The organism is Halovenus rubra (assembly GCF_026586665.1).
Lineage (GTDB): Archaea > Halobacteriota > Halobacteria > Halobacteriales > Haloarculaceae > Halovenus > Halovenus rubra.
The window spans coordinates 46,577-72,021 of record NZ_JAODIY010000010.1; the positions used below are offsets into that span (position 1 = coordinate 46,577).

Sequence of the window (25,445 nt, forward strand, 5' to 3'; positions counted from 1 at the left end):
TGTCACGACGGGACGTATTCTACAGGCGGAACAGGTTGAGTGCCTCGGGGCTTGACCCCGAGCGGTTCACAGCGAACAGTGGGTTTCGTTCATCTGTCTGCAATCTCTGGGTCAAAGATATCCGCAATACTGCAGTCAAAAAACTGTGCAAGTTTGAACGCCAGTTCAAGCGAAGGATCGTATCGCTCGCGTTCGATGGCGTTTATTGTCTGTCGAGAGACCCCAACTGCAGCCGCGAGGTCTCCCTGGGATAGATCGTGCCGGTCGCGTAATTCGGGAAGAGTATTATTCATGCTGTCTCGAAATTTACCGAGGACATCGTCTCAGTCGTCTGTTTTCTGCGGTTAGTGCTGTCGTTTGACCCACCACGACGTGGCTCCAGTAAGCGTGAACAAGAACACGTACGCGATGATAACGCCCCAGAGTATCTCTGGGACATCGAACCAGCCCGTTGTATCGGCTGCCGTCGCCAGCGGTGTAACTGTGACGAAGACTAGCCCGACAATGTAAATTGCGAGTCGGCCTGCCTCGTTTTCTATCTGCATCTCCCGCTCGTCGCGCACCTTCATCGGACTCGCGGAGTTGATTGCAATATAACCGACGTATCCAAGCGGGAGCGCGAACGACCCAGCCCAGAGTACGGCGTCGATATCGAACACCGCCCAGAGAGCCATCGACGCGAAAAGTATACTTATCCCGCCCAGAATGCACCGTTCCATCCACTGTTCGTACCGCTGTCGGCGCTGCTGTCGTTGCTGTGCTGCCTCCAAATCCGCCTGTGGAACTGAGTCGTCTATCATGTGTAAACCTCGCTTTACAGTAAAGGTTACTTTACACTGGTATTTAGTATTGTCGACCTATTTCTCAGGCAGGTTGGCCGATAGACACCCTTATCGGCGGCTCGTTCGAATTACAGGTATGTTTGAGACACGACCAGACCGCAAGCACGAGGTTGCGCTTCTCGGTCGCTCTAACGTCGGAAAGTCGACGCTGATGCGCGAGATTACGGGACATACGTTTGACACTGGGCAGCGGCCGGGTGTTACTCGCAAGCCAAATCACTACGACTGGGCAGGCGAAGATTTCGTTATCACCGACCTCCCCGGGTTCGGGTTCATGAAAGGAACACCTGAGGATGTCCGCGAGCAAATCAAGACTGACATCGTCCACTACGTCGAATCCAACGCAGACAATATCCTCGCAGGCGTCCTCGTCCTCGACGGAAAGGCCGCTGTCGATATCATCGACCGACACTCGGGACCCGACGAAATACCACACACCGTTGAACTGTATCATTTCCTGCAAGATGTAGAGATTCCCACTGTTATCGCTGTCAACAAGATGGACAAGGTTGACGACCGAGACGGGCGGCTAGACGAGATTTCCGAGCGGTTCGGACTGGTTCCGCCCTGGAAGCAATGGCAGGACACGATTGCGCCGATCAGCGCTAAGCGGGGTAATATCGACACACTCAACGATGCAGTCAGAACACATCTTCATGCCGCCAAACGCGACGACCTCTTTCAATTCTTTTAGCTGCTGTTGCTCGCTGGCGGCGATAGAGTGAACTAATGTGTGGCGTGTCAGCACAAAAAATGAGATGTTGCGGCGACAGCTCGTCGTCCAAGTGCCTCAGATTTCGTCGAGGTGCTCGACACCCTCTTTGGAGACATTGCCTTTCGTAATCTCTTGGGGCATCCAGTCTGGCTTGTCATCGGGCGCATTCTCTTCCCAGGCCCACCCCTCATAGATGTGTACTTTCTTTTCGCCTTTTTCCCGGAGCCGAAGCTCCTCGGGGGTAGCATCATCCTCTGAAGATGCTGGGTCAAGACGCCGCGCCGCTTTCAGTGCAGCCTGCCGGGGTGTTCGTCCCGAAAATACGCTCGTTTCTTCGCCGCCATCTTGTCGGAGCGCAAAGTTGCGCTTGTCGTTATCTGGTGCCATGGTTATCACCGCTCCGTGTGAAATCAGCACATGACCCGTAATAAATATATCCCCAAATTCGGGTGCCGTCGGTCGGTCTCTTATAAAAGAACCTGCCAGAATTGATATTTTCGGCGGTTGCCTCGGCAAAAATAGTCTCTTTGTGACGGCTAACAACTGGGGCGCGCCGAAAATCCCCCGATAGCGGTGGTAACAGAGAGTTTGTCGCCTTGATACAACCGGCAGTACCATACGGACAGGGAGGCTCGAAAAGCGCCAGCATATCCAGAAACGTGACTGGGTCTAGTCACCGCGCCGTAGGCGGTCAAACCACCAACCGGAGCGCGGTAGACTTAAGTTTATGCTCCAGTGAACCACAGAATACGATAGCTCGATGGTACGGAAGAAAAAATTGAGCCCGAGTGGTGCAAAGGACGAAGACGGCGAGTACCACAACGTCCACATCAACCTGCACGAGGACGAACTCACCGTAGCAGGAATGGAAATTGGTGATGAAGTATTCGTCCGCGTGCGTGACAGCAAAATCGTTATTCAGAAGGCCGACCCGGACGACCTTGACCACGAGTTCTAACCCGTGGCAATAACAGTATCCGTACTGTCAGAGATTCGACTCCAGAACAGTCACAGACTGATGTAATATGAATCTATACAGCCTCGCAAAACCCCTGTTGTTTCGCCTACCAGCGGAAACGGCCCACCATGCAATTCACACGCTACTTGATGGGTTTCAGCGGACACCGCTTCACTCACCGGTAGCGAAGCAACTCACCGTCACTGACGAGCGACTCGAAGTCTCTGCGTTCGGCCAGACGTTCACAAATCCTGTTGGACTTGCTGCAGGGTTCGACAAAAACGCAGAGTTACCGCGCGCGATAACGGCTCTTGGTTTTGGCTTCGTTGAGGTTGGCGGCGTTACCGCTGAGCCACAGGCAGGGAATCCACGACCACGGCTGTTTCGCCTGCGTAAAGACAACGGCCTCATCAACCGTATGGGGCTGAACAACCACGGCGCGTCGGCAATCGGACACCGTCTCGCTGAGACGACCGTCGACGTGCCGTTGGGCGTCAATATCGCCAAAAGCGAGCACGTTGACCCCGAGGACGCACCAGCAGACTACTGTCAGACGTATGAAGCAGTCGATTCTGCGGACTTTTTTGTCGTAAACATCTCTTGCCCCAACTCACAGGGGTTCGAGGCACTCCAGAACCGCTCGGCAATGGCCGAGATTATCGGTGCACTCCGAGACCGGGGAGCATCACCGCTGCTGGTCAAGCTCTCACCGGACCTGCCAGAGCCTGCTGTCGACGATGTACTCGCAATTGTCGAAGAGTTCGATCTTGAAGGTATCGTCGCAACGAACACCACGACCGAACGCCCGGCCTCACTCAAATCGTCCAACCGGAGCGAGAAGGGGGGTCTCTCCGGTGAGCCAATCAAACACGATGCAACAGAAATCGTCCGCTATATCGCCGCACGGACTGACGTCCCCATTGTCGGTGTCGGTGGTGTATCGACTGCCGAAGATGCGTACCAGAAGATTCGAGCAGGCGCAAGTGTTGTCCAGTTATACACCGGACTTGTATATCAGGGACCGACGATAGCGCGTGACATCAACCGCGGGCTGCTCGAACTGCTCGAACGCGATGGATTTGACTCTATTGAAGCGGCGGTCGGCGTAGACTCGGAGTAAGCACCACAGTCGTCGGTGAACCGAGCTATCTTTTACTCGGGTCGAAAAACGGACAGATATGCAACTGACTGTAGAGGGGACGACTGTCGGTATTGTCGGGGGTGGACAGCTCGGTCGGATGTTAGGTGAGGCTGCAGCTCCACTCGGTATCGACCTTGTCGTTTCCGACCCGACACCGGATGCACCGGCGGCTCCTGTCACAACTGAACAGATTGTTGGTGCCTTTGACGACGAATCAACAATTCAGGAGTTGGCCAAACGGGCAGACTACCTCACCTTCGAAATCGAGCTTGCGGACCCAGACGCACTCGAACGCGTGCGTGAGGAAACTGGAACGCCGGTCCACCCAAAACCTGAGACGCTCCGTACGATACAGGATAAGCTAGTCCAGAAGCGTCGTCTCTCCGAGGCTGGTATCCCTGTTCCTGCATACCGTGCGGTCGACTCCGCTGACCAGCTCCGCGAGGCACTTGAGGAGCTTGGCTATCCAGCGATGCTCAAGGCCCGAGAAGGTGGCTACGATGGACGTGGAAACGTCCCTGTAGAGACTCCATCGGACGTTTCGGCGGCGTTCGATGCTATCAATGGGCCAGCAATGGTCGAGGAGTTCGTCGATTTCGAGCGTGAGCTTGCGGTTATGGCCTGTCAGGGCGACGGTGAGGTCGATACGTTCCCCGTCACGGAAACGATTCATGAGGCAGAAATCCTGCGTCAGATGATTTCACCGCCCCGAACCACAACATCAGTCCGCGAGCGCGCAAAGGAAATCGCACTTGCAGTCCTCGACGTGCTCGATGGTCGCGGCGTCTTCGGTATCGAGCTGTTCGAGACGCCTGACGGTGAGATTCTGCTTAACGAGATTGCCCCGCGACCACACAACTCAGGCCACTGGACAATCGAAGGCTGTCACACCTCCCAATTCGAACAGCATCTCCGAGCAGTTACCGGCCAACCCCTCGGAACGACCGAGCGACGATGTCCAACGGCGTCAGGCAACATCCTCGGAGATGTCGACACACGGCAGCCTGCCAAGCTGTGTGATGTCGAGTCAATCCTCGCTCAGGACCGTGCCGCATTACACTGGTATGGGAAAGGAGAGGTCTATAACCTACGGAAGATGGGACACGTCACACTTCCTGGAACCGACGACGTAGCTCTTGATTCCCTGCTTGATATGCTCGATGCTTGTCTCTCGCCGCTGACATTTACCGACGAGGCGTAACTGTAAGCGCCTCCACAGTCCCAACTGTTGTCTGGAAAACGGTCAGTGAACGTGTTTAGTTGTTTCAGCTATCGAGCGCTAGCTTGATTGCTGTCCCGGCCCGACACAGCGGTATGGATGACCTGGACGTGCTGTTGACGAACGACGACGGCATCGACGCGACCGGATTACAGGTGCTCTACGACAAGCTTTCGCGGGTCGCAAACGTCACGGCGGTTGCGCCAGCGACTGACCAGAGCGCTGTTGGCCGCGCAATCTCTCACAGCGTCACCGCCCGCGACCACGAACGTGGATACGCCATCGAGGGGACACCCGTTGATTGTGTCGTTGCTGGTCTCTCGACGCTCGTCCCGGAGGCAGATATGGTTATCTCTGGGTGTAACTGCGGAGCAAATCTGGGTAGTCACACGCTTGGGCGCTCGGGCACGATTAGCGCAGCAGTTGAGTCCGCGTTCTTTGGTGTCCCTGCCATCGCTGTGTCGGCGTACATCCCAGCCGAAGAGTTCACCGAAGAATCGATTGCCGATATCGAGGTGCCGGCACATCAGTATGCCGAAGCAGCACAGGCAACCGAGTTTCTCCTCAAGCGAACGCACACGGGAGCTGTCTTTGACCACGCAGACTACCTGAACGTCAACGCGCCGATTACTGACCGTGCGACCGGTGAGATGGTGCTCACGCGCCCCTCACACATCTATCGGATGGATGCCAGCCGGGACGGAGAGACAATAGCTCTCGAAGATAATATCTGGGGTATGATGGCCGAGGGGCAGGTACCCGACGAAGACGGGACCGACAGACAGGCAATCATGGAGAACAAGATTAGCATTTCACCGCTGACGGCCCCACACACCACTGAGCACCACGACGAATTGGAGACAATCACAGAAGACTATCCCGCAAACTAACACTGGCCTGTAGGCGGCTACCCTCCAGTCAGCGTGAAGAGGCGTCAGTTGCCGTCGGGAGCTGGACAGTCACAGCACTCCCACCGTTAGACACGTACTCGTGGCTCAGAGTCCCGTTGTAATCGTCGACGATAGCCCGGACCAGCCAGAGACCAAACCCAGTTCCGTGTGTGAGCTGTGTCTGTTCCTCGTCGGTGACGATGCCCGAAAGTTCATCTGGCGGGATACCCGGCCCGTTGTCGACAATGCGGCCCAGAACAGCCCCGTTATTTTCGGTAACAGAGACAGTGACCGATGGGTTATCGTGGTCAGCATGGATGATGGCATTCTCGATAAGCTGTTCGAAGACTGGTTCGAGACGATGGTCCGCGCTGACAAGGCTGTCAGTTTCGACCGATAACGTAATTGACGCCTCAGGAAACTCTGTTCGGAACTTGGAGACAACATGCGAGAGAGTGTCGGAGGGATTCATGGGTCGCAACTGTGTATCAGCCTCGATGGTGAGCTGGAGCAGTTCGTGGGCTGTCTCCGCGAGTTCAATGAGTTCGACGGCTGCTTTATCAATCTGTTTGAGATACTCTAGGGGCCCTGTGCTAGCAATCTCGTCGAAAAGAACATCTGTTGTCCCTTTGATTACCGTCATCTTGTTCCGAAGATTATGACGCAAAAACCGGTTGATGATTTTGAGATGGCGCTCACGCTCTTTGAGGGCGGTTATTGTCCGCCCTTCTGGGACGAGTAGGGTGACCTCTCCTTGTTCGTCAACAATCGGTCGGACCGAGAAGTCGATTATCTCAGTTCGTTCCGCTCCTTGTACCTCGAGTTCTTCGCGGAAAGGCGAGCCAGTCTGTGCCTGCTCAACTGCCGTCTTGACAACCGACGTATTTTTTTCGCTGTTCTGGAACAAATGCGTATCCCACAGCCGCTTGCCGACGACCTCGTTGCGTTCGAGTCCGCCAAACTGAAGTGCAGTTTCGTTAATCTCGATCACCGTACCGTCAGGTTTCATCAGTCCCGTAAACTGGTAGGTGTTGTTGAAAACTGCCTCAAACCGTCGTTGGCGTTCTTTCCGTCCAGAGATATCACGTCCAAGTCCGACGATTCCGAGCAGGTTGCCGGTTTCGTCGGTCAGTTTCGTGCCGGTATACTCGTATGGAATTGGATCTCCGTCTTTCTGTCTAGCACGTGCCTCAAACTGAACCGTCTCATCGTGCTCGATGATGTTGGCAATCCCCTCAAAGACTTCTTGTCTATCGTCTTCGACGACGAACTCGGATGGGTGCATTGAGGCAATTTCCTCGTCTGTATATCCGCTTACCTCGTTTGCACGGTCATTCCAGCGAATGAACTGTCCGTGCTCGTCGAACAAAAAGAAGATATCTGGAAGTGTGTTGAAAATTGTATCACTCAGTGCTTTCTCCTCGCGCAATTGCTGTTGACGCTCTTTTTGGTCGTTGATATCAACGTAGACAGCGAACCCTTCTGTGCCGTCGTTATAGACCGCAGTCTGGAGCAGAAAGTAACGCTTCCCGTCCGCTGTCTGGCGCACAACTTCGTCGGCGACAAATTCATCACCGGATTTGAGTTTCTGGTTGAATGTTGCAGCCTGTTGATTTTTCGGTTGTGGAACAATGTACTCGTCGACGGACTCTCCGAGAAGTTCGTCGGAATCGTAGCCGAATGTCTCTTCAAATGCGGAGTTGACGCGTTTGGCCACAGGGACGCCATCCTCGAACTCGAACTCAACGGTCGGTTCAGGAAATCGGTCGAAGAGGATGTTGAGTCGTTTGCGTTCCTCGCGGAGTTGCTGCTCGCGTTCCTTGCGTTTGGTTATTTTACGGGAGGTAATCACGACGCCGCTAATATTCGGGTCGTCAAATCGGTTCGTTCCCCGCGACTCAACCCACATCCACTCACCGTCAGCATCCTGAACTCGATACTCAAAGCTGTGAATCTGGTCCGGACAGTTTATTACTTCCTCGAAAACGTCTTTGACTGCTTCTCTGTCTTCTGGGTGGATATGCTCGAACCCGGACGTGCCAAGCAAGTCTCCCGGGTCGTAACCCATCAGGTGTTCGACGGCAGGGCTGACAAATTTATATGTCCCATCCCTGTCAAGTATGCTCATTCGGTCGGACGACCATTCAAGAAGTGAATCAATCAGTTGGTCGTGACGACACGAAAAATAGTCCGAATCAGCATTCGGTGGCGAGATGGTTTCAGTATCCCGAGACTGCTGTTTGACAGCGTTTTGCACCCTGTTTGCCAGAATCGTCGGCGCGGCCTCCCGGTCGCAGTCGATGACATCTGTCGCGCCCGCGGCAAGTGCATCACGCGCTGTTGGACCAGCCACATTGGTCACTAGTATTGGAACGTCCGGCCAGTTTTCTTGCAACCGCTCGATATTTGCTGTGAGTGTCCCCGTTAACTGTTCAGGGGCAACCACGAGACAATCAACTGCTTCGGGTTTATTGCCAGTAAGTCCTGAAATAGCTTCCTCAACCGAGGATACGTCCCACGTAGTAACCGTGTTGGTAACCGCTAGTCCCTCCCATGTTGGAGCCCCATCAGTTCCAAAGCCAACACCAAGGATTACGATACGGTCACTCATTGGGTTCCGAAAATCCACATGCTGTCTGGGGGTTGCCTACCAGTGCACTTATCAAATATAGTATATTGTATGTGAAATCTGTAGTGGGCCACAGAGACACCCTCTGTACAGGCACCGTCATAGCATATAGTATTTGCTGGGAACTCTAAAAAGGCAATGATAGACCAGGAAGTTCACCACAGCAGAGAAAGGTGATCTCAAACGGTATAGGCACTGTTGCTGACAGCCTCCACAAATACAGAGGTAGTGCGTTTCTATATCCAACCGTTGAAATTAACGGTTATTGGACTGATCGTCGGCTGTTGATGGCGACGGTACATCACCAAGAAACCGCTCTCTGATATCGGGTGTCGGCACCAGGCAGTTATCACGTTTGCCAAACCAGTCGTACCGGTTGGCAGCAATCACGTCATAAGGGTAGTTACGGAGTCGCCGCGGAATCACGCGCAACAACCACAAGAACTGGTACAGCCCATTAAGATGGTTTGCTGTCCGGAGCACAGCATCCGACTTTGTGTAGTATGTTTCACCCTCAACAAGCACGACCGAATCACGATGCTCCTGATTAAGCCCACAGTTAGCTAGCAACTCTCGGGCAACATCGGACTGTAACGGAGCGAACTTCAAGATACCGTCTGGGTCTCGCTCAATAATAAACTGCACCCAGTAGTTACAGAAGTTACAGACACCGTCAAACAGAAGCACCGGCTGGTCAGCAGGAACCTCGGTCATCGGTTATTGATACGGTCCTGTAACGGTTCAGCGTTGTGCCAACAACTAGTTGATGCCGACAGGAGAGTTCCGGATTCAGCAGCCATCCACAGAGGCCGGGCCAAATATAGCAAAGAGGAGGCCAATCGTATCAGTTAAATTCCCACGAAGGAATGGCTGCTGTATGTGACCGATAGACAAGTACTCAGTATTTCCAACCATTTATGAATCCTGCAACTGAGATATTATACACATGAACCAAAGGGTGGAAACATCCCGATTACAAGGCAAGTTTCCGGACCCGGAAACAGCGCCTAACGTCCTGTACAATCCCACATTCAAACAGTTGCGAGAGTTCGCGGACGAAGATGAGACGACGACTGAGTACGACAGTCCACAGTACGTCAGCGAACAGAAGTCACGGAGTGCGGGCCGGACGAAAAACTGTGTCGACGACCAGTTTTCCGATGCTGACTGGGACGCAATTGAAGAGTCGCTGACGGTGCTAGAGGACCGTGAGTTTATCTGCCTCGACAGGCAGGTTGGCCGACACGCTGAAACCGCGTTTACCTGTCGGCTGTTCGTCCCACGAGAGTACGCCCGAATCGCCCTTGCGTGGGGGAAGCTCCTCGAACCCGCCGAGGGCGAGCCGGACTTCCAGACGCTCCAGTTGCCCGACTGGGACGAGGACGCCGACCACGAGCGTCGGATTCGAATTCTGCCCGATGGCGGACTCACGTTTGTGTTGGGCAGTGACTATACGGGTGAAGCAAAGAAATCATTCCTGCGCTTGTATATGTACCGTGCAAAAGAACAGGGAGGACTCGGTATCCACGCGGGCAGCAAGCGCGTCACAATCGAAGATGACGACAGTCTACAGACGGTCGGTCAGGCATTTCTCGGGCTGAGTGCGACCGGGAAATCGACGTTGACTGGTCACGGCTGCTGGCTTGACGACCCCGAGGGAGCAGAGATGCTTCAGGACGATGTCTGTGCACTCCTGCCTGACGGGCAGGTTACTGGCAGCGAGGGTGGCGGCCTCTACATCAAGACCGATGGCCTTGACGAGAACGAACAGCCCGCGTTGTACAATGCAGCGACAGACGAAAGCGCAGTCTTCGAAAATGTCTGGGTTGATAACGAGACAGTTGATTTCGATAATACATCGCTGACGAGTAACGGTCGTGCGGTCATCCAGCGCGACCAGCTCGATTCAGCCGCCGAAGACATCGACTTGGAGAGCGTCGACCAGATGTTTTTCATCACGCGAAACCCGATGATGCCGCCGATTGCCCGATTGGATAACCGGCAGGCAGCCGTCGCGTTTATGCTTGGTGAGTCAATCCAGACGAGTGCGGGCGACCCTGACGCCGCCGGTGAATCGATTCGTGTTGTCGGGACGAACCCGTTCATCATCGGGCCCGAAGGCGAGGAAGGCAACCGTTTCCACGACCTCATTGAGGACAATGATGTGGAATGTTTCGTTCTCAACACCGGACATATCGGCCCAGCAAAAGCCGATATCGGCGTCCGTGAGTCAGTAACGATTCTGGTTACTGCTGCCCGTGGCGAAATCGAGTGGGAGCACGATGAGACGATGGACCTCGAACTACCAAGCGAGATTCCCGGGATGGACGCCGACGCGTTCTACCCACCCAAACACTACGACGACTTCGAGCACAAACTCCACGACTTGCGCGAGGAACGGCTAGACCACCTCCAGCAGTTCGAGACGCTCCGTGACGACATCGTGAACTCGGTCTACTGAAACTGTTGTCTGCGTTTGATGTTGCCTGAAGTAATGGCAGATGATTCTTATAAGCCTTCAGACATACAAACATCGATAAGAATAGAGCAGTAGCCACACCACTAACACTGTTGCATGGATTTCATCGAGTAAGTGACATTTCCATTGTCGAGTAACAAGAATCGAACGCCGACGCAGTTCTCGTCGCCGTCTGCGAACTCGGCTATCTCGACCTCGCGGGTTTTGCCGTCCATCGTGGCCTGGACGATGTACTCTCTTGGCTTATCGACAGGGTCGTCCACGGTGATACTCGCAGTCTCGGGGGTCGTTCCTACCTGGTACGTATCAGCAAACATCGGCTCCCCGTCCGCTACAACGGTTATGTCAACGTTGTACGCTTCCGTACGGTCGTTCTGTAACCAAATCCATGCAAGCCGTGGTTGTGGCTGGCTCTCACCACGTCTGAGACAGCCACCGAACAGCGTGGCGGCACTGACTGAGAGGAGGGCGCGGCGTTTCATACAGTCAGTATCCCATGGGTGAACTATAATGGTAACGTGGTAGTCCAGCCTGCGAATCCGTCGAGAAGACCAAGACGGCTGCCCCCAGAAGAGCAAGCAGTTAGCAGGCCGGTGCGTTCCGGGACTCCGACTGTCTCATACAAAGCGGAGAACTGGCTATCGAGAGTGTAGTCAGTACCCCGAGACCTGCCCGTCTTTCCGGGGTTCGGTTGCACCGGAAAGGGTCCCCTCGTTGTTCCTGACCGCTTGTGCACCACCGAACAGCCCCGGATACAGTACTCGCACGTCGTGGCCCTTGCGGGCGAGTTTCGTCGGGATGCCCTCGTGTATCTGTTCCTCAACAGCGAGCGTCCCTTCCTCGCGGTAGCGCCAGCGCGGTGCGTCAAGTGCGGCCTGCAAGGGCATGTCGTAATCAACAAGGTTTGAGATAAGTTGGACATGACCCTGTGGCTGCATGTACCCACCCATCACGCCAAATGCCAGCCAGTCGTCTTCGCCAACCTTTGCGAGTCCGGGAACGAGCGTATGGAAGGGCCGCTTACCGGGTTCGATGCGGTTGGGGTGGTCGGGGTCGAGCGAGAACGACGCCCCGCGGTTCTGCAGGGCGATGCCCGTCTCACCGGCGACAAGCCCGCTCCCGAAGCCGGCAAAGCGAGAGTTAATAAATGAGACGATGTTGCCCTGGTCGTCGGCTGCACAGAGAAGGACGGTGTCGGCATCCTCGCCGCTGGCATTGGGTGTTCCAACCGCAACATCCGAAATTGGTTCCTCACTGATTTCGTCGGCGCGCTGGCGGGCGTACCCTTTCGAGTGGAGCGGCGGTACGTCCTCATACTCGGGGTCTGTCACGTGGTAGTGACCGTCATGGAACGCGAGCTTCATTGCCTCGGCAAAGTCGTGCACACGTTCGGGTGAGTCGTAGGGGTGGTCACCGGCCCCGATTTCTTCGGCAATGTTGAGCGCTTCGAGTGCAAGTTGGCCCTGATTGTGCGGCCCGAGTTCGTAGATTGTGCTGTCGCCGTAGGTCGTCGAGAGTGGTTCGGGCCACTCAACCTCAAACTCCGCAAGGTCGTCTATCGTCATGAATCCGCCTTTTTGTTGTATCTCCTCGACAATTGCCTCGCCAATTGGTCCCTCGTAGACGGCGTCGGCCCCCTGCTCTGCGATGCGTTGCATCGACTCGCCAAGGCGAGGAAGAACAGCAGTCTGGCCCACGCTCGGGGCTTGGCCGTCGAAGAGATATGCCTCACGAGCGTGGGCATCATTGAACAGGTCCTCCGCGTGTTGCCACTGTGCTGAGACGACTTCGGTGACGGGATAGCCGTCGATGGCATACCCGATTGCCGGGTCGAGTACGTCCGAAAGCGACAGCCGGCCAAGCTCCTCGACAGTGGCCTCCCATCCACGGGCAGTTCCGGGAACAGTGACAGTGTGGGGACCATGCATTGGCATCGACACGTCGCCGGGGGCTTTGTCTTTCCCGTCGGCAACGCGCTCGCGGACGCCACTGAGCGTCGACTCCTGTGGCGCGCCGCCAGCGGCTCGCATCGCGCCGACCTCGCCGTCAGCGGTCCGATAACACGCGAACACATCGCCGCCAAGACCGGTACTCGTCGGCTCAACGACGTTCAGTGCCGCCGCCGTGGCGACGGCAGCATCGAAAGCGTTGCCACCCTCACGGAGTATCTCGACACCAGCCTCAGCCGCGAGTGGCTGGCTCGTGGCAACGATGCCGTTCGGTGCGTACACTGTCGACCGGCGAGAATCGAAGCTATCGATGTCCGGGTCCATGCCTCGGGTTGGTGTCTTGCAGATAAATAACTGTGTGACACCAGCCAATTCGACGAGTTGTTACTCGGGTTTGGCTTGGTTGAGTTTCGTTCTGTACGTTACAGCCATATTACTCGTCGGCCTCATATAAATCGGCGGCCGAGTCAAATCCCATCTCGGCTTCCTGTCGGGCTCGACGGGTTTCACATTCGGCAATCGCCTCCGGGTCAGGGTTAGCGTCGTCGTCAACACGCGCCCAAGAGCCATGCACCTTCGCGTGACACCAGCGACAGAGATAAACCGTAATTTCGTGACTCATCTCGCCAGAGCCGTCTCCGGAGTCGTCCGCATACGAGAGGTGATGTTCTTCGAGCAAGGGCCGTTCGTCAGCGTGGGCCATCCGCTCTTCGCTCAGTCCACAGCGGACACACTCACGGTCGTGACTCCGTCTCCGAAAGTGTGGACAGTCATCCCACTCCCATGGCCCTGTCGGGCCCTCCTCGTCTGGGTCGCCCGCAACAGGACACTGGAACTCTTCGGCTCGGCGGTCGGCAGCAAAGGCCGGGTCGCGGTCGCCGTGTTCGAGGGCAAAGCGACATGTCCCCTCTGAAGCGAGGTGGTCACACCGGTCAACGACTGCGTACGGGTCGTCGACGCCGACCGTGGTTCCCGCCTCCGTCTTTTCCATATGCAAGGGTTACAGGCCAGCGGCTTGAGCGTTTGGCTGGTCGATAGAGCGACAAAACAGGGAAGCCTATACCGCTTCGGGTCACATCTGCGAGCAATGACAATTCGGGTCCGTGGCATCTACACGACTGCACTGACGGCCCTGTTCGACGATGTTGTACAGGCGTCGCCACCCATCCAGCAGCGATTCGAAGAGTCGTTCCCAGTCGCGCCGGCGACCGTCTCCATTACCACGACGAGTGACAGACAGGGGGTCTGTATCACTGGACAGGCCAAACGGGTTGCTGAGGTTGGCGAAACACTCAACAACAGTGGTCTTGATACGTTTGTCTGGCAGGCACAGCTCTCGCGGGGCGCAGTTTTTGCCGGCGAGGTGGTCGAGACACTGGGCAGCGGTGCGCTCGTCGAGTGCGGTGCTGTCGACGGTGAACAACTGGATACGCCGGTCGCCGGCGACCGCTGTGGCTTTCTCCCTTACTCGAAGACAGGGGACCGAATCGAAACAGGGGATACACTGCAAGTACAGGTCGACGAGCCACGGCCGCCGTGGACCGACGGCCGCCCGGTCTTAGACACCACGCTCCGGATACACGGCGAGTTAGCCTCGCTCATCAGAGGGAATTCCACGTCGCACGGCCAGCCCGAACTCGCGGAGATCCTGCCAAGCGACCCGCCCAGTGGTTGGAGCGTGACGTGGAACAACACAGCAGATGACGCTGGACTCGATGCACTCGATGATACATTAGACACGCTTGGCGCTCGCGCCGAAAAGCTTGATGCTGCCCTGAGCGATGTTGAATCTCCAGGCGCGATTGCACCACACTGTTACTGGCCGGGGGAAGCAACCTGCTGGGTCTGGTTTGGTCGCGAGTCACGGTTCAGTCTCGATGCGGTTCGTCGTGAGGTTGTCACGACAATGCCCGGCCACCACCGGGTCAAAGCGGGTGCGAACGAAGCAAGCGCGGCAGTCAATTTCGTGGAGACGCTGTGTGACGACCTCGGTGTCGGGGAGACACCCGAAGATGAGGCGTTTCCGTTCGCAGTCGTTACCAACCAGTTCGGTCCAAGAGAGGGCGACTCGATCCACATCGAGCACGGTAAGCCAGACGGACGGTTGTTCGACCTTGGGGCAGGTGAAGTCACTGAGCGGGCCACAAGCGGGAAACTGACAGTCACACGGGAAATGTCACCCGGCGGTGACTACGACGCACTGGGTGTCAAGCGACAGGCCGGGGACATCGCTATTACAAAGTTCGAGGAGGGTCGCTGGTGGTATCCGACGGTGTACCGAAGCGACAGCGGTGAGACACGAGGAACATACGTCAACGTGTGTACGCCTGTCGAGGTATTCCCCGACAGCGTTCGGTATGTTGACCTCCACGTCGACGTGGTCAAACACGCCGACGGAGCCGTCGAGCGTGTCGATGACGACGAACTGGACGAAGCAGTCGAAGCTGGCCATATCTCAACCGAACTCGCGGAGAAAGCACGGGCAGTCGCCGACGCAATCTCAAAGTCGCTGTGAGGTGTCGGCCCCGGCCCAAACAGCACCGTACAGGCGGAACTCGTCTGGTGTGCCAAAGGGGTTCGCCGTACAGCCACCTCTCTACGGTGTAGACAATGGCCTCATCGCTGTGGCGACCACACCCCAGTAACGAGTCAATCGAGCTTTCTGCGTCGAAACAAACACGGTGTATGCTCGATTCGCTCGCACAACACGAAAAATCACTCGGACAACCTGTTCCCGAGTACAGCACCTCCGAGTTGCGAGAGCGTGCCCAGTCGTTTATTACACAGTGTTACACGGAACTGGACAGGGAGTGGGCAATCGAATCACGGCTCGCCGATATCGACCGCGAGATATCGCTAACAGGGACGTACACCCACACAGAAAAAGAGTTGACACATGGGGCACGGATGGCGTGGCGTAACAGCAACCGCTGTATCGGGCGACTGTTCTGGCAGTCCCTAGAGGTACGCGACGAGCGCAGCCTCAACACTCCCGAAGCGATACATGAGGCCTGCTGTCGTCACATTGAACACGCCAGGAATGGCGGCGATATCCGTCCGATGATTACCGTCTTCAGGCCTGAGACACCACAGACCGGACGCGTTCGTATCTGGAACTACCAACTATTGGGATACGCTGGCTATGAGACAGAGACGGGGGTTGTTGGCGACCCATCGGAGTGTGCGTTTACCAGCTACTGCCAGTCACGAGGATGGGAGGGCGCTGGTGAGTCTTTCGACCCCCTGCCCCACGTCATTCAGGTCGGTGACAGCGAGCCAGCCCTGTTCGCGGTCCCCGATGAGTTGTTCGACGAAATCGAGATAACACACCCGGAGTACGATTGGTTTGCCGAACTTGGACTCCGGTGGTATGACGTGCCAATCGTCTCGAACATGCGTCTCGAAATTGGCGGTATCAGTTATACAGCTGCGCCGTTCAACGGGTGGTACATGGGTTCTGAACTTGGAGCCAGGAATTTCGCTGACGAGGACAGGTACGACAAACTCCCAGAGGTTGGAGAGCGATTGGGATACGATACCACGAAGACACGCTCGCTCTGGAAAGACGAGGCATTGGTTGAACTTAACCGGGCCGTGTTACACTCCTTCGAAAGCGCAGGGGTGAGAATCGTCGACCACCACACCGCAACCGAACAGTTTGCACAGTTCGAGCGAAACGAGGCAGCCACAGATCGGACTGTAACTGGTGACCGAAGTTGGCTCCTACCACCCATGAGTTCCGCGACTACACATGTCTTCGACCAATCGTACGAGACAACGGTAGAGACGCCAAACTTCTTTTATATGCCCGACTCACTCTCAGCGGAGTAGGTTGTTTGATGCGTATTGAGACGACGGGCGTGAAGTTATCCTCTGATTGAAAAAGATAGCCCTCACAATCATAGTTTCAGCAGTCGTGAATCCCGACATCAGCTACTCGAAACGAAGAGAGGAGTGAACAACCGTACTGGGCTACATACCGGTGATGAGGAAGGCAAGCCATGAGGGAAACCCGACTGCACCCGTGACGGCAATTATCGCAGCACCCATGGTCTTTGTTTCGTCGTCATATAGCCGGTACCCGGCATACACGGCGACCAACCCAAAGAGCGGAATGAGCACCCATGAGATAATTGCTGACGCGACGCCACCCCAGAAGTAAAGCGTACCATCCTCATTCAACGCTTCCAGTATCGGTCCTACGCCCGATGGTTCATCCATTAGTTCACTCAGTACTCTCTTGGAGTATGGACATTTATGCGTTGGCACGTGCCATCTAAGGCGCAGTATTTAACCGCCCTTGTCTGATACGTACAGGTAGTCTTGGATGAAGCTTCTGTCGTGTAACGCTGGCTATCTGCTCGATTACGAAGGGTCGTATCACGAGTATGTGTTACGACCCCATCGCGGTCTCATCGGCAGCAAGCGGGCTGAGGAGAACGCACTCTCACAGTTAGTTGATGTCATCAACGACGAACAGCCTGATGTGGTCGGACTGGTCGAGGTCGATCAGGGGTCACTTCGAACCCGAACTGACGGGCAGGTGGCAGACATTGCACGTCGTCTTCGAGAGCGAGGGCTAACATACCACCCACAGGCCGCGACGAAGTACGGCAGCGGCGGCGTTATCCCGTCGCTACCAATGTTACAGCACCTTGCAAACGGCGTTCTCTCGACTGCCGATCACGAAACAGTGGTTCACTACCTCGAAACAGGACCAAAGCGGTTGGTTATCGAAGTATCGACACCTGAGGTCGATATCTTTAGCACGCACCTGGCGATGAGTGGTCGCGCGCGGCGTAGCCAACTCCAAGAGCTAGCAGAGCTGGTGACAGCCCGTGAGAATCCGGTTGTTGCTGGCGATTTCAACACGTACAATGGACTCGACGAAGTCGAGGCCGTATTCGACGGAACCGAGTTGACGGTCTATGAGCCGGGTGAGACGGTTCCGCCGCGACCGTTGGATACTGTCGTCACAGACACCAGAACACTTGATTTCTTTATTGCGCCCGAATCAATGGCTGTCTCACGATGTGATGTGCTGGACGTGCAGGTGTCAGACCACCGGCCAATTGTCATGGAGTTCGAGCCCTGACTGTATGAGAGAGCGTCTCAGCGGAACGATTGTGAGAAGACAGTGCGATGTTGACACGAGCAGGTCCTATCACCAGAAGTAACGACCAGTCGTAGAGACCACTGCCAAGCAGCGTCCTCTTAGTAGGAAACGTGCTCGGTAAACCGCTCGTCGTAGCCTGAGCTGTATGGATTGGTTGGTTCCTGGTCTTTGAGTACCACGCGAGCAAACTTATCCCAAGTATTTTCTTTGAACAGGTGGACGAATTCGGCGCGGCGGTTGAGGAGATTTTTGAAACTCTCGTTACGGTAGCACCGCGGGTTAGCGTCAGATTCGATAGCTGCCGTGAGGTCGTCAGCGCTCTCGATAGGTCGGTCGTACTCGACGTATGCCTCTCCGATGGTCGTGTGGAGGTGACTGTACGAAGAAACGTACGTGGACACGTCAAGGCCACTGGCAATCGACTCCATCCTGCTGGTGTGGAACCACCAGTTTTTCGGGCAGAATACCTCGACGGCATCGAAGAGATGGCTGTATTCCCGCAGGTCGTCTCCGGAGAGACTCATCGTGAGAAACTCGGGATGGGGTGCAAGTAGCGTCTCGTCTCGACGGTCAAGTTCGGCCATTGTCGCCTCGAACGTGAGGAAGTCCGGAATCGGTTCGGCGGGGTCGATGGCGAGGACGTGTCGACGCCTGTTCCAGCGATCGGCAAAGCACTCACGAGCAGGGACAACGAGTAACTCGTCGTCAGAGTACTCCTGAGCGCGCTTTCGGATATCGGAGAGATGCGTGAAGTGTGGCGCGTAGACGAGCGCGTCAAGCCCTGCCTCCTTGGCCCGCCGGACGACCTCGTCGTCAAGTATCTTTACGTGTAGGTCGACACGTGTCGGCTCATCGGCTGCCATTGTGTCTCTTTTCGACAGCCCAGCAATAGTGTATTTCGAAATATACGCAGCAAAAGAGAGACGACAGGCTGTGCGGCCGGAAGTTGATAGAATAGAGTCACGAAAACAAACGTTTCAGCTGGAAGTAGAACGTGGATTACAGTCGTCAGGCGAACGTCCGCGAAACGTCGTCTTCGTCAGTTTCCTGCTGAATCTTGTCGTATGCGTTCTCAAAGTCACTCATCTGAACTTCTGTCCGGTCGTCACGGATGGCGAACATACCCGCTTCAGTACAGACAGCCTTGATATCAGCTCCTGACGCGTCCTCGACCATTCCGCCAAGCTTCCCGAAGTCAACGTCGTCGGCGACGTTCATCGAGCGGGTATGAATCTGGAATATCTGTCCGCGGCCGGGCTCGTCGGGTTTTGGCACCTCGATGAGACGGTCGAACCGACCGGGCCGGAGAATAGCACGGTCAAGCATGTCGAAGCGGTTGGTTGCGGCGATAATCCGGATATCACCACGGTCTTCGAAGCCGTCCATCTCGGCGAGAAGTTGCATCATCGTCCGCTGGACTTCCGCGTCGCCCGAAGTTTTCGAATCGGTCCGTTTGGCGGCAATAGCATCGATTTCGTCGATAAAGATGACCGCCGGCTGGTGCTGGCGGGCAAGCTCAAAGAGGTCACGAACAAGTTTGGCACCCTCGCCGATGAACTTGTGAACGAGCTCGGAGCCAGCCATCTTGATGAATGTTGCGTCGGTCTGGTTGGCGACAGCCTTGGCAAGCATCGTCTTTCCCGTCCCGGGCGGCCCATAGAGGAGAACACCGGCGGGCGGGTCGATTCCAACATCGCCAAAGCGCTCAGGACTTTGCAGCGGCATCTCGACAGTTTCCCGAACTTCCTCGATCTGGTCCGTGATACCGCCGATATCCGAGTAGGTAACAGATGGACTCCTATCGACTTGCATGACACGGGCACGCACATCTGTCTCGTCATCCAACGTCTGGACAATAGACAGGGAGTTGTTCACCGCGACGCGGGCATCCGGTTCGAGTTCCTCCCGCATCTCTTCGGTCACTTCGGTGAGTGCCTCCTGGTTGTTGCCGTGCTGTTTGATGATGACGCCGTCATCGGTAACTTCCTGTACCGTGGCGACAAACAGCGGTGACTGCTTGAGTTTCTTGTTCTCGTGGGTCAGCCGCTCCAGTTTCTGCTGGTACTTGTTGTTCTCGGCGTTTGCATCGAGCAGCTTGTCCCGCATCTCCTCGTTTTGTGACTCCAACACGTTCACCCGCTCCTCCAGCGATTCGATCTTCTCCTGTTTGGACGTGTCTTTGTCGTACGGCAGGTCGACATCGTCCACGGTGTCGGTCATTGTACGCCTTTTACGTTTTCTCTAATAAGAGGCTTCGGGTCAACGGCAACTTCTGACAGGGTGCCTCAACGCCTAATAGATGTTCCATGGTAATTTTTCTATGTAGTAAATATTATTAACCTGCATCGCACAGAACAGTATACGATGAGCACATCAGAGACGGTCCAGACACAAGCAGAGTCCGACACAGAATCCCTCACCGAGCTTCCGCCAAGTGCAAAGCTCGTTGCGAAGGTACTGGAGTACAACGACACACTGACACAGAGTCAACTCGCAGAGGAGACACTGCTGCCGGCACGGACAGTCAGGTACGCTTTGACGCGGCTGGAAGACGCCGATGTCATCGAGTCTCGATTCTCCTTCGTTGACGCCCGCAAGCGCGTCTACACGCTGGCGAAATAACGAGAGACCACCACCCTTATACTACGTCTTGCCGACTCATTACGCATGATTCGGCGGATCCTAGCCGGATGCACCCTCGTTGCAGTCGTCGCGACGACGGGTAGCCTCTATTTTAGTGAAGTGGCGAATTACCTCCCCTGCGAACTGTGCTGGTACCAGCGCATCCTCATGTACCCTCTTGTCGTCGTGCTTGGTGTCGCTACTCTCGAAGAGACCAAGAGCGTCTGGAAAACAGGGCTCCCGCTATCGGCTCTCGGTACTGTCGTTGCAGCCTATCACACGTTCATCCAGTTTGCACCCGAAGCAGTTTCGGCGACATGTACTGTTGGCGGCTGTACCAGGACTGACTGGACGGGATTGGGTGTCCTCACGATTCCGCGGCTCTCGCTGGTCGCGTTCGCACTTGTGACTGCTGGTTTATTCGCTGTCGCACACGTCGATTATCACACGCAGTAGTGCAAGGAGAGAGAACAGCAACCGGTGTGTTACGTTCAGGGTGCTCACGGAATCCATTTAGGGCGGCCACTCCTACCGGCGAGCAATGACGAGGATACTCCATACGGGTGACACACATCTGGGTTATCAGCAGTATCATCGCCCCACCCGGCGGGAGGATTTCCAGGCCGCCTTCACGCAGGTCGCCGAGGATGCCGTCGCCGATGACGTGGCTGCTGTCATCCACGCTGGTGACCTCTTTCACGACCGGACGCCGACACTCTCAGACATTATGGGAGCGATGTCGGTGCTCCGGATTCTCGACGACGCTGACGTGCCGTTTTTAGCTATCGTCGGCAACCACGAGTCGAAACGCAACCAGCAGTGGCTCGACCTCTTCGAGTCGATGGGGCTGGCAACACGCCTTGGCTCTGAACCGGTATCCGTTGGAAACACCGCCTTCTATGGACTGGATTTCGTCCCACGGTCACAGCGCGAGTCCTACGACTACGAGTTTGCGTCCCACGACGCCGAGTACGCCGCAGTTGTCACACACGGGCTTTTCGAGCCATTCGAGCACGGAGACTGGGACGCGAGGACAGTGCTTGCCGAATCTCCTGTCAGCTTCGATGCCATGTTGCTCGGAGATGACCATACGCCACAGACGAGACACATCGAGGAACCGACCGAAACGTGGCTTACCTACTGTGGGTCAACCGAGCGTGCGAGCGCGAGCGAGCGCGATGAGCGTGGCTACAATCTTGTCACGTTTGAAGATGGCGTCGACATCCGCCGACGAGGTATCGACACCCGTGATTTTGTCTTCGTCGATGTGGAACTCAACGACACAGAGGGAAGTTCTGTCGTGCGCGAACGCATCGAACAGTACGATATTGACGACGCCGTCGTTATCGTCACCATCACCGGCGAAGGCGAGGAAGTGATGCCAGCGGGCATCGAGGAGTTCGCCGAGGAGCGGGGCTCGCTTGTCACTCGCGTCAACGACCAACGCGAGATAAGCGAGGAGGCCGATGTCGACGTTACCTTCGCAGACCCTGATGAAGCAGTTAGAGAGCGCATTCAAGAACTCGGATTGAGTCCCGTTGCCCGTGAAGTCGACGAGACAGTGCGTGCAAGCAAGGTAGCAGATTCAAACGTTGCTGACGCTATCGAGCGCCGCGTTAGTGAGGTAGTCGAAGAGGCTGATGACGGTGCGTTCGACGATGCTAGAGCACGTGAGAAAAGCGGTGATGAGACACCCAGCGAAAGCGGGACAGACGACGAAAAAAGCCAAGAGACAATGGAGGATTATCTATGAGATTCGAGCAGGTTCAGCTACAGAATTTTAAGTGTTACGAGGATGCGAACCTTCGTCTTGACAGTGGTGTGACGGTTATCCACGGGCTAAACGGCGGCGGGAAATCATCGTTGCTCGAAGCATGTTTCTTCGCACTCTATGGCTCCAAGGCACTCGACAAGACACTCGACGAAATCGTGACTATCGGCGCCGAGGAGACTATCGTCGAACTCCAGTTTACACACGGCGGGGATGACTACGATATTAGACGGCGGATTCGGGTCAACAATGGAAACGCACGGACCGCCGAGTGTGTAATGAACGGACCCGGCGGGACCACCGAGGGTGCAACGGACGTACGCAACCGCGTTGTCTCAATGCTCCGGATGGATACCGAGGCATTCGTCAACTGCGCCTATGTCCGGCAGGGAGAGGTCAACAAGCTCATCAACGCTTCACCAGCAGTCCGGCAGGATATGCTCGACGACCTCCTCCAACTTGGCAAGCTCGAAACGTACCGTGATAGGGCAAGCGACGCCCGTGTGGGCATTGGTCGTGTCCGTGACGACAAGCAGGGCGCACTCAGCGAGGTCGAGGAACAACTGGCCGAGAAAAAAGACAAAAACCTCCACGGACAGCGCAACGAAATAGAGACAGAGCTCTCCGATATCGCGGAGCAAATCCAGCGGTACGAAAAGAACCAGGCCGACGCGAAAGAAAGCCAGGATAAAGCGGTCGAAGTCATCGAGAAATACGAACAGAAACGCGAGGAGTTGGCCGAGGTCGAAGACAGTATCGAACAGCTCCGCGAGCGAATCCAAGAGACCGAACGCAAACGCGAGGCCCTTGCTGACCGCACTGGGGAGTGTCAAGAAACGCTTCGTGACCGGCGTCAAAAGCGTGATGAGCTGCTCGAATCCGTTAATATCGAGGCTGATGATGATGACCTCGACACTCGTATCGAGGCACGTGTTGAGAGCCTCCGTGAGGAGATTGACGAAGTGACCACAGAGATTCGTGAGTTAAGCGTCAGCAAGACAGAATACGATAACGAGGCAGAACGGCTGGCTGCGGAGGCCGACGACCTCGAATCAACGGCAGAAGAAAACCGTAAGCAGGCCGATGAGTTGGCAAAAGAACTGACAGACGCTCGGGAGCGGCTGTCAGAGCGGCGCGAGAAAATCGATGAGATGGCCGCTGATATCGAGACAAAACGGGCGGCGTTCGCGGACGCACCGGTTGCGGTCGGCGCGGCAAGTGAACACCGTGAGGAAGTTGCCAAAGAGCTTGCAGAGATCGGCAAGCGCCGAACAGAGCTGTCAGCAGACCTCGACAACGAGCGTGAGCGCCTCAGCGAGGCCGAGTCGTTGCTAGAAGCGGGGAAGTGTCCAGAGTGTGGCCAGTCCGTCGAGGGGTCGCCTCACGTCTCGGATATCGACGAGCGACGGGCACGTATCGAGGACCTCGAAGCCGAACTCGCCGACATCGAGACACGGGAGCGCGACCGTGAAGATGACCTTGACCGGATAAAAGAACTCGAATCACTGGAATCTGAGATTGAGAGTCTCGAATCTGACCGTGAGAATCTCGCCCAGATACTCGATGAGCGCGAAGCAAACATCGCCGAAAAGGAGCGCCGTATCGAAGAACTCCGTCAAGAGGCAAGCGAGGCCGAGAGCGATGTCGAGACGCGCCGCGAGGAGGCAACAGAGGCACGGAAACAGGCGAAGACGTATAAAAAACAGATTGCGGAGTATAACCAGCGTCAGGCAGACCTGAAAGACCGTCTCGATTCACTCGAAACGGTAACCGATGTGCTCGATGAGATAACATCACTGACAGAGGAACAAGAGCGCCTGCGCGACCAACGCGAGGACAAAGGCCAGATGAACGACGAGCGCCGTGACCGATTAGGAGAGTTGCGCGAGCGTCGGAGCGACCTGCAAGCAGAGTTCGACGAGGAGCGTATCAAAGAGGCACGGGATCAAAAACAAAAAGCGACAGAATATCTCGAACAGGTCGTCGAGACGCTTGCAGACCTCGAAGAAAAGCAGGCGAACCTGCAGGGGAAACTCGGCGGTATCGAAGCCGAGATAGACGTAATGGCTGAGTTACGCGAGCGACAGGATGAGCTGAGCGCAACCGTTTCACGGCTTGGCTCACTTTATGCCGAGGCCGAGCAACTCGAAGAGATGTACCGCACGCTCCGGTCAGAGCTGCGTCAACAGAATATCGAGAGTCTCGAACGGATGTTGAACGAAACGTTTGACCTTATTTACGAGAACGATACCTACTCACGTCTCGAAATCGACGGGGAGTACCGGTTGACGGTCTATCAGAAAGACGGCGCAGAGCTCGACCCTGAACAGCTCTCGGGTGGAGAGCGTGCGCTGTTCAACCTCAGTCTCAGGTGTGCAATCTACCAACTCCTCGCGGAGGGTATCGAAGGGACCGCACCGATGCCGCCGCTCATTCTTGATGAGCCGACGGTCTTTCTTGACTCAGGACATGTCTCACAGCTCGTCGAACTTATAAACGAGATGTATAGTCTGGGTGTCGAGCAGATTTTGGTCGTCAGCCACGACGAGGAATTAGTGTCGGCCGCTGACGCACTCGTGACCGTCAAAAAAGACCCAACGACAAACCGCTCGACCGTCGAGCGTCTCAAAAACGTAGACGGAATCGACGAGGAGTTGCTCGCCACGGCCGGAGACTGACTACGTTCGGAGGGCATCGAGGGCGTCGGTCGCAACCTCGGTTGTTTCGTATCCACGTTGGCCAAGGACAGTTGTTTCGGCAACGAAGCCTCCAGCCCGGAGCTCAGTCAACAGTCCGTGCAAATCGCTCTCACAGAAGTCGTACTCTGAGAGGAGTGTCCGGACGCTCAGTGGCCCTTCCTCGTCCAGTTCGAGGAGAAGTGCAAGCGAACGTTCGTCGTGGACCGAAGTAACGAGCGAGACCACAGGCTCAGGCAGTGCGCGAAGAACAGTGTCGGCTGCTGTCGCATCGTCGACGGTATCGAGGTCGTCATTTGGGATGTGCTGGCGCTCACCAGTCTCCGGGTGCCGGACGAGACTGGCATCAGCAGAACGTTTGAGAAGCAGGTAACGGGTGCCCTCGGTATCTCTAACGGTGCGTCGCGTCATCGTGTGT

General features: G+C 55.9%; 25 protein-coding genes. 13 read left to right on the forward strand and 12 right to left on the reverse strand.

Annotation, left to right across the window (positions count from 1 at the left end; genetic code table 11):
• Positions 1-89 precede the first annotated feature (89 nt).
• Positions 90-293, reverse strand: a complete 204-nt coding sequence (locus N5098_RS09465; RefSeq protein WP_267637598.1) for a helix-turn-helix transcriptional regulator — start codon at positions 291-293, stop codon at positions 90-92.
• 51 nt (positions 294-344) lie between these two features.
• Positions 345-800: a DUF2178 domain-containing protein gene (locus N5098_RS09470; protein WP_267637599.1), complete on the reverse strand. Its 456-nt coding sequence runs from the start codon at positions 798-800 to the stop codon at positions 345-347.
• A 118-nt stretch (positions 801-918) separates the two neighbouring features.
• Between N5098_RS09470 and engB the strand changes: the two genes are divergently transcribed.
• Complete coding sequence (engB, locus tag N5098_RS09475) at positions 919-1,536, forward strand: GTP-binding protein EngB (RefSeq protein WP_267637601.1); 618 nt, start codon at positions 919-921, stop codon at positions 1,534-1,536.
• A 96-nt stretch (positions 1,537-1,632) separates the two neighbouring features.
• Here the strand turns inward: engB and N5098_RS09480 are convergent, their stop codons facing one another.
• On the reverse strand, positions 1,633-1,944 hold the full coding sequence (locus N5098_RS09480; RefSeq protein WP_267637602.1) for a non-histone chromosomal MC1 family protein: 312 nt from the start codon (positions 1,942-1,944) through the stop codon (positions 1,633-1,635).
• A 373-nt stretch (positions 1,945-2,317) separates the two neighbouring features.
• On the opposite strand from N5098_RS09480, the gene N5098_RS09485 reads away from it, so the two are divergent.
• The 4 genes from N5098_RS09485 to surE all read left to right on the forward strand — a co-directional run bounded on the left by N5098_RS09485 (position 2,318) and on the right by surE (position 5,765).
• The gene (locus tag N5098_RS09485; RefSeq protein ID WP_267637603.1) at positions 2,318-2,515 is read left to right on the forward strand and encodes a hypothetical protein; all 198 of its coding nucleotides are present in this window, start codon (positions 2,318-2,320) and stop codon (positions 2,513-2,515) included.
• Positions 2,516-2,582: 67 nt separating this feature from the next.
• The gene (locus tag N5098_RS09490; protein ID WP_267637604.1) at positions 2,583-3,635 is read left to right on the forward strand and encodes a quinone-dependent dihydroorotate dehydrogenase; all 1,053 of its coding nucleotides are present in this window, start codon (positions 2,583-2,585) and stop codon (positions 3,633-3,635) included.
• 58 nt (positions 3,636-3,693) lie between these two features.
• The gene (locus N5098_RS09495; protein WP_267637605.1) at positions 3,694-4,857 is read left to right on the forward strand and encodes a 5-(carboxyamino)imidazole ribonucleotide synthase; all 1,164 of its coding nucleotides are present in this window, start codon (positions 3,694-3,696) and stop codon (positions 4,855-4,857) included.
• Between the two features lie 113 nt (positions 4,858-4,970).
• The gene (surE, locus tag N5098_RS09500; RefSeq protein ID WP_267637607.1) at positions 4,971-5,765 is read left to right on the forward strand and encodes a 5'/3'-nucleotidase SurE; all 795 of its coding nucleotides are present in this window, start codon (positions 4,971-4,973) and stop codon (positions 5,763-5,765) included.
• 28 nt (positions 5,766-5,793) lie between these two features.
• Here the strand turns inward: surE and N5098_RS09505 are convergent, their stop codons facing one another.
• Both N5098_RS09505 and N5098_RS09510 read right to left on the reverse strand, forming a co-directional pair.
• Complete coding sequence (locus N5098_RS09505; protein WP_267637609.1) at positions 5,794-8,376, reverse strand: PAS domain S-box protein; 2,583 nt, start codon at positions 8,374-8,376, stop codon at positions 5,794-5,796.
• 273 nt (positions 8,377-8,649) lie between these two features.
• Complete coding sequence (locus tag N5098_RS09510; RefSeq protein WP_267637610.1) at positions 8,650-9,108, reverse strand: thiol-disulfide oxidoreductase DCC family protein; 459 nt, start codon at positions 9,106-9,108, stop codon at positions 8,650-8,652.
• 232 nt (positions 9,109-9,340) lie between these two features.
• Here N5098_RS09510 and N5098_RS09515 point away from each other — a divergent pair, with 232 nt between their 5' ends.
• Positions 9,341-10,855, forward strand: coding sequence for a phosphoenolpyruvate carboxykinase (ATP) (locus N5098_RS09515; protein WP_267637611.1), 1,515 nt, complete (start codon positions 9,341-9,343; stop codon positions 10,853-10,855).
• A 101-nt stretch (positions 10,856-10,956) separates the two neighbouring features.
• On the opposite strand, the gene N5098_RS09520 is transcribed toward N5098_RS09515, so the two are convergent.
• The 3 genes from N5098_RS09520 to N5098_RS09530 all read right to left on the reverse strand — a co-directional run bounded on the left by N5098_RS09520 (position 10,957) and on the right by N5098_RS09530 (position 13,813).
• Positions 10,957-11,355: a hypothetical protein gene (locus N5098_RS09520; protein WP_267637614.1), complete on the reverse strand. Its 399-nt coding sequence runs from the start codon at positions 11,353-11,355 to the stop codon at positions 10,957-10,959.
• A 171-nt stretch (positions 11,356-11,526) separates the two neighbouring features.
• Positions 11,527-13,146: a gamma-glutamyltransferase family protein gene (locus N5098_RS09525; protein ID WP_267637615.1), complete on the reverse strand. Its 1,620-nt coding sequence runs from the start codon at positions 13,144-13,146 to the stop codon at positions 11,527-11,529.
• A gap of 109 nt (positions 13,147-13,255) precedes the next feature.
• Entirely contained in the window at positions 13,256-13,813 is a 558-nt protein-coding gene (locus tag N5098_RS09530) for a DUF7097 family protein (RefSeq protein ID WP_267637617.1), read from the reverse strand.
• A gap of 96 nt (positions 13,814-13,909) precedes the next feature.
• On the opposite strand from N5098_RS09530, the gene N5098_RS09535 reads away from it, so the two are divergent.
• Together N5098_RS09535 and N5098_RS09540 are read left to right on the forward strand one after the other, a co-directional pair.
• The gene (locus N5098_RS09535) at positions 13,910-15,337 is read left to right on the forward strand and encodes a ribonuclease FAU-1 family protein (RefSeq protein WP_267637618.1); all 1,428 of its coding nucleotides are present in this window, start codon (positions 13,910-13,912) and stop codon (positions 15,335-15,337) included.
• A gap of 170 nt (positions 15,338-15,507) precedes the next feature.
• Positions 15,508-16,653 (forward strand): nitric oxide synthase oxygenase, encoded by a 1,146-nt coding sequence (locus N5098_RS09540; protein WP_267637620.1) that lies wholly within the window; start codon positions 15,508-15,510, stop codon positions 16,651-16,653.
• 141 nt (positions 16,654-16,794) lie between these two features.
• Here N5098_RS09540 and N5098_RS09545 read toward each other — a convergent pair whose 3' ends face one another.
• Entirely contained in the window at positions 16,795-17,043 is a 249-nt protein-coding gene (locus N5098_RS09545; protein WP_267637621.1) for a hypothetical protein, read from the reverse strand.
• 106 nt (positions 17,044-17,149) lie between these two features.
• Between N5098_RS09545 and N5098_RS09550 the strand changes: the two genes are divergently transcribed.
• Positions 17,150-17,917 carry an endonuclease/exonuclease/phosphatase family protein gene (locus N5098_RS09550; RefSeq protein WP_267637622.1) on the forward strand — a complete coding sequence of 256 codons (768 nt, stop codon included), beginning with the start codon at positions 17,150-17,152 and terminating at the stop codon, positions 17,915-17,917.
• 119 nt (positions 17,918-18,036) lie between these two features.
• On the opposite strand, the gene N5098_RS09555 is transcribed toward N5098_RS09550, so the two are convergent.
• A complete protein-coding gene (locus N5098_RS09555; RefSeq protein ID WP_267637623.1) occupies positions 18,037-18,801 on the reverse strand; it encodes a PHP-associated domain-containing protein in 765 nt (254 codons plus the stop codon).
• Positions 18,802-18,946: 145 nt separating this feature from the next.
• Complete coding sequence (gene pan1, locus N5098_RS09560) at positions 18,947-20,158, reverse strand: proteasome-activating nucleotidase Pan1 (protein ID WP_267637624.1); 1,212 nt, start codon at positions 20,156-20,158, stop codon at positions 18,947-18,949.
• 144 nt (positions 20,159-20,302) lie between these two features.
• Here pan1 and N5098_RS09565 point away from each other — a divergent pair, with 144 nt between their 5' ends.
• The 4 genes from N5098_RS09565 (at position 20,303) to rad50 (ending at position 25,009) form a co-directional block, all read left to right on the forward strand.
• Positions 20,303-20,560: a MarR family transcriptional regulator gene (locus tag N5098_RS09565; RefSeq protein WP_267637626.1), complete on the forward strand. Its 258-nt coding sequence runs from the start codon at positions 20,303-20,305 to the stop codon at positions 20,558-20,560.
• 45 nt (positions 20,561-20,605) lie between these two features.
• A complete protein-coding gene (locus tag N5098_RS09570; protein ID WP_267637628.1) occupies positions 20,606-21,016 on the forward strand; it encodes a disulfide bond formation protein B in 411 nt (136 codons plus the stop codon).
• An 85-nt stretch (positions 21,017-21,101) separates the two neighbouring features.
• Positions 21,102-22,313, forward strand: a complete 1,212-nt coding sequence (gene mre11 / locus N5098_RS09575) for a DNA double-strand break repair protein Mre11 (protein WP_267637630.1) — start codon at positions 21,102-21,104, stop codon at positions 22,311-22,313.
• Positions 22,310-25,009, forward strand: coding sequence for a DNA double-strand break repair ATPase Rad50 (gene rad50, locus N5098_RS09580; protein ID WP_267637632.1), 2,700 nt, complete (start codon positions 22,310-22,312; stop codon positions 25,007-25,009). Before mre11 ends, rad50 begins: the two co-directional genes overlap by 4 nt.
• Here rad50 and N5098_RS09585 read toward each other — a convergent pair whose 3' ends face one another.
• Positions 25,010-25,438 carry a DUF7346 family protein gene (locus N5098_RS09585; protein WP_267637633.1) on the reverse strand — a complete coding sequence of 143 codons (429 nt, stop codon included), beginning with the start codon at positions 25,436-25,438 and terminating at the stop codon, positions 25,010-25,012.
• Positions 25,439-25,445: the final 7 nt, after the last annotated feature.

Excerpts from the sequence above, each read along its gene's own strand:
- N5098_RS09555 (WP_267637623.1), bottom strand. The coding sequence starts at position 18,801 with ATGGCAGCCGATGAGCCGACACGTGTCGACCTACACGTAAAGATACTT.
- N5098_RS09515 (WP_267637611.1), top strand. The coding sequence starts at position 9,341 with ATGAACCAAAGGGTGGAAACATCCCGATTACAAGGCAAGTTTCCGGAC.
- N5098_RS09565 (WP_267637626.1), top strand. The coding sequence starts at position 20,303 with ATGAGCACATCAGAGACGGTCCAGACACAAGCAGAGTCCGACACAGAA.
- N5098_RS09545 (WP_267637621.1), bottom strand. The coding sequence starts at position 17,043 with ATGGATGAACCATCGGGCGTAGGACCGATACTGGAAGCGTTGAATGAG.
- N5098_RS09465 (WP_267637598.1), bottom strand. The coding sequence starts at position 293 with ATGAATAATACTCTTCCCGAATTACGCGACCGGCACGATCTATCCCAG.
- N5098_RS09535 (WP_267637618.1), top strand. The coding sequence starts at position 13,910 with ATGACAATTCGGGTCCGTGGCATCTACACGACTGCACTGACGGCCCTG.
- N5098_RS09570 (WP_267637628.1), top strand. The coding sequence starts at position 20,606 with ATGATTCGGCGGATCCTAGCCGGATGCACCCTCGTTGCAGTCGTCGCG.
- N5098_RS09550 (WP_267637622.1), top strand. The coding sequence starts at position 17,150 with ATGAAGCTTCTGTCGTGTAACGCTGGCTATCTGCTCGATTACGAAGGG.
- N5098_RS09485 (WP_267637603.1), top strand. The coding sequence starts at position 2,318 with ATGGTACGGAAGAAAAAATTGAGCCCGAGTGGTGCAAAGGACGAAGAC.
- N5098_RS09470 (WP_267637599.1), bottom strand. The coding sequence starts at position 800 with ATGATAGACGACTCAGTTCCACAGGCGGATTTGGAGGCAGCACAGCAA.
- pan1 (WP_267637624.1), bottom strand. The coding sequence starts at position 20,158 with ATGACCGACACCGTGGACGATGTCGACCTGCCGTACGACAAAGACACG.
- N5098_RS09525 (WP_267637615.1), bottom strand. The coding sequence starts at position 13,146 with ATGGACCCGGACATCGATAGCTTCGATTCTCGCCGGTCGACAGTGTAC.
- engB (WP_267637601.1), top strand. The coding sequence starts at position 919 with ATGTTTGAGACACGACCAGACCGCAAGCACGAGGTTGCGCTTCTCGGT.
- N5098_RS09530 (WP_267637617.1), bottom strand. The coding sequence starts at position 13,813 with ATGGAAAAGACGGAGGCGGGAACCACGGTCGGCGTCGACGACCCGTAC.
- N5098_RS09490 (WP_267637604.1), top strand. The coding sequence starts at position 2,583 with ATGAATCTATACAGCCTCGCAAAACCCCTGTTGTTTCGCCTACCAGCG.
- N5098_RS09505 (WP_267637609.1), bottom strand. The coding sequence starts at position 8,376 with ATGAGTGACCGTATCGTAATCCTTGGTGTTGGCTTTGGAACTGATGGG.
- N5098_RS09520 (WP_267637614.1), bottom strand. The coding sequence starts at position 11,355 with ATGAAACGCCGCGCCCTCCTCTCAGTCAGTGCCGCCACGCTGTTCGGT.
- N5098_RS09540 (WP_267637620.1), top strand. The coding sequence starts at position 15,508 with ATGCTCGATTCGCTCGCACAACACGAAAAATCACTCGGACAACCTGTT.
- surE (WP_267637607.1), top strand. The coding sequence starts at position 4,971 with ATGGATGACCTGGACGTGCTGTTGACGAACGACGACGGCATCGACGCG.
- mre11 (WP_267637630.1), top strand. The coding sequence starts at position 21,102 with ATGACGAGGATACTCCATACGGGTGACACACATCTGGGTTATCAGCAG.
- N5098_RS09480 (WP_267637602.1), bottom strand. The coding sequence starts at position 1,944 with ATGGCACCAGATAACGACAAGCGCAACTTTGCGCTCCGACAAGATGGC.
- rad50 (WP_267637632.1), top strand. The coding sequence starts at position 22,310 with ATGAGATTCGAGCAGGTTCAGCTACAGAATTTTAAGTGTTACGAGGAT.
- N5098_RS09510 (WP_267637610.1), bottom strand. The coding sequence starts at position 9,108 with ATGACCGAGGTTCCTGCTGACCAGCCGGTGCTTCTGTTTGACGGTGTC.
- N5098_RS09585 (WP_267637633.1), bottom strand. The coding sequence starts at position 25,438 with ATGACGCGACGCACCGTTAGAGATACCGAGGGCACCCGTTACCTGCTT.
- N5098_RS09495 (WP_267637605.1), top strand. The coding sequence starts at position 3,694 with ATGCAACTGACTGTAGAGGGGACGACTGTCGGTATTGTCGGGGGTGGA.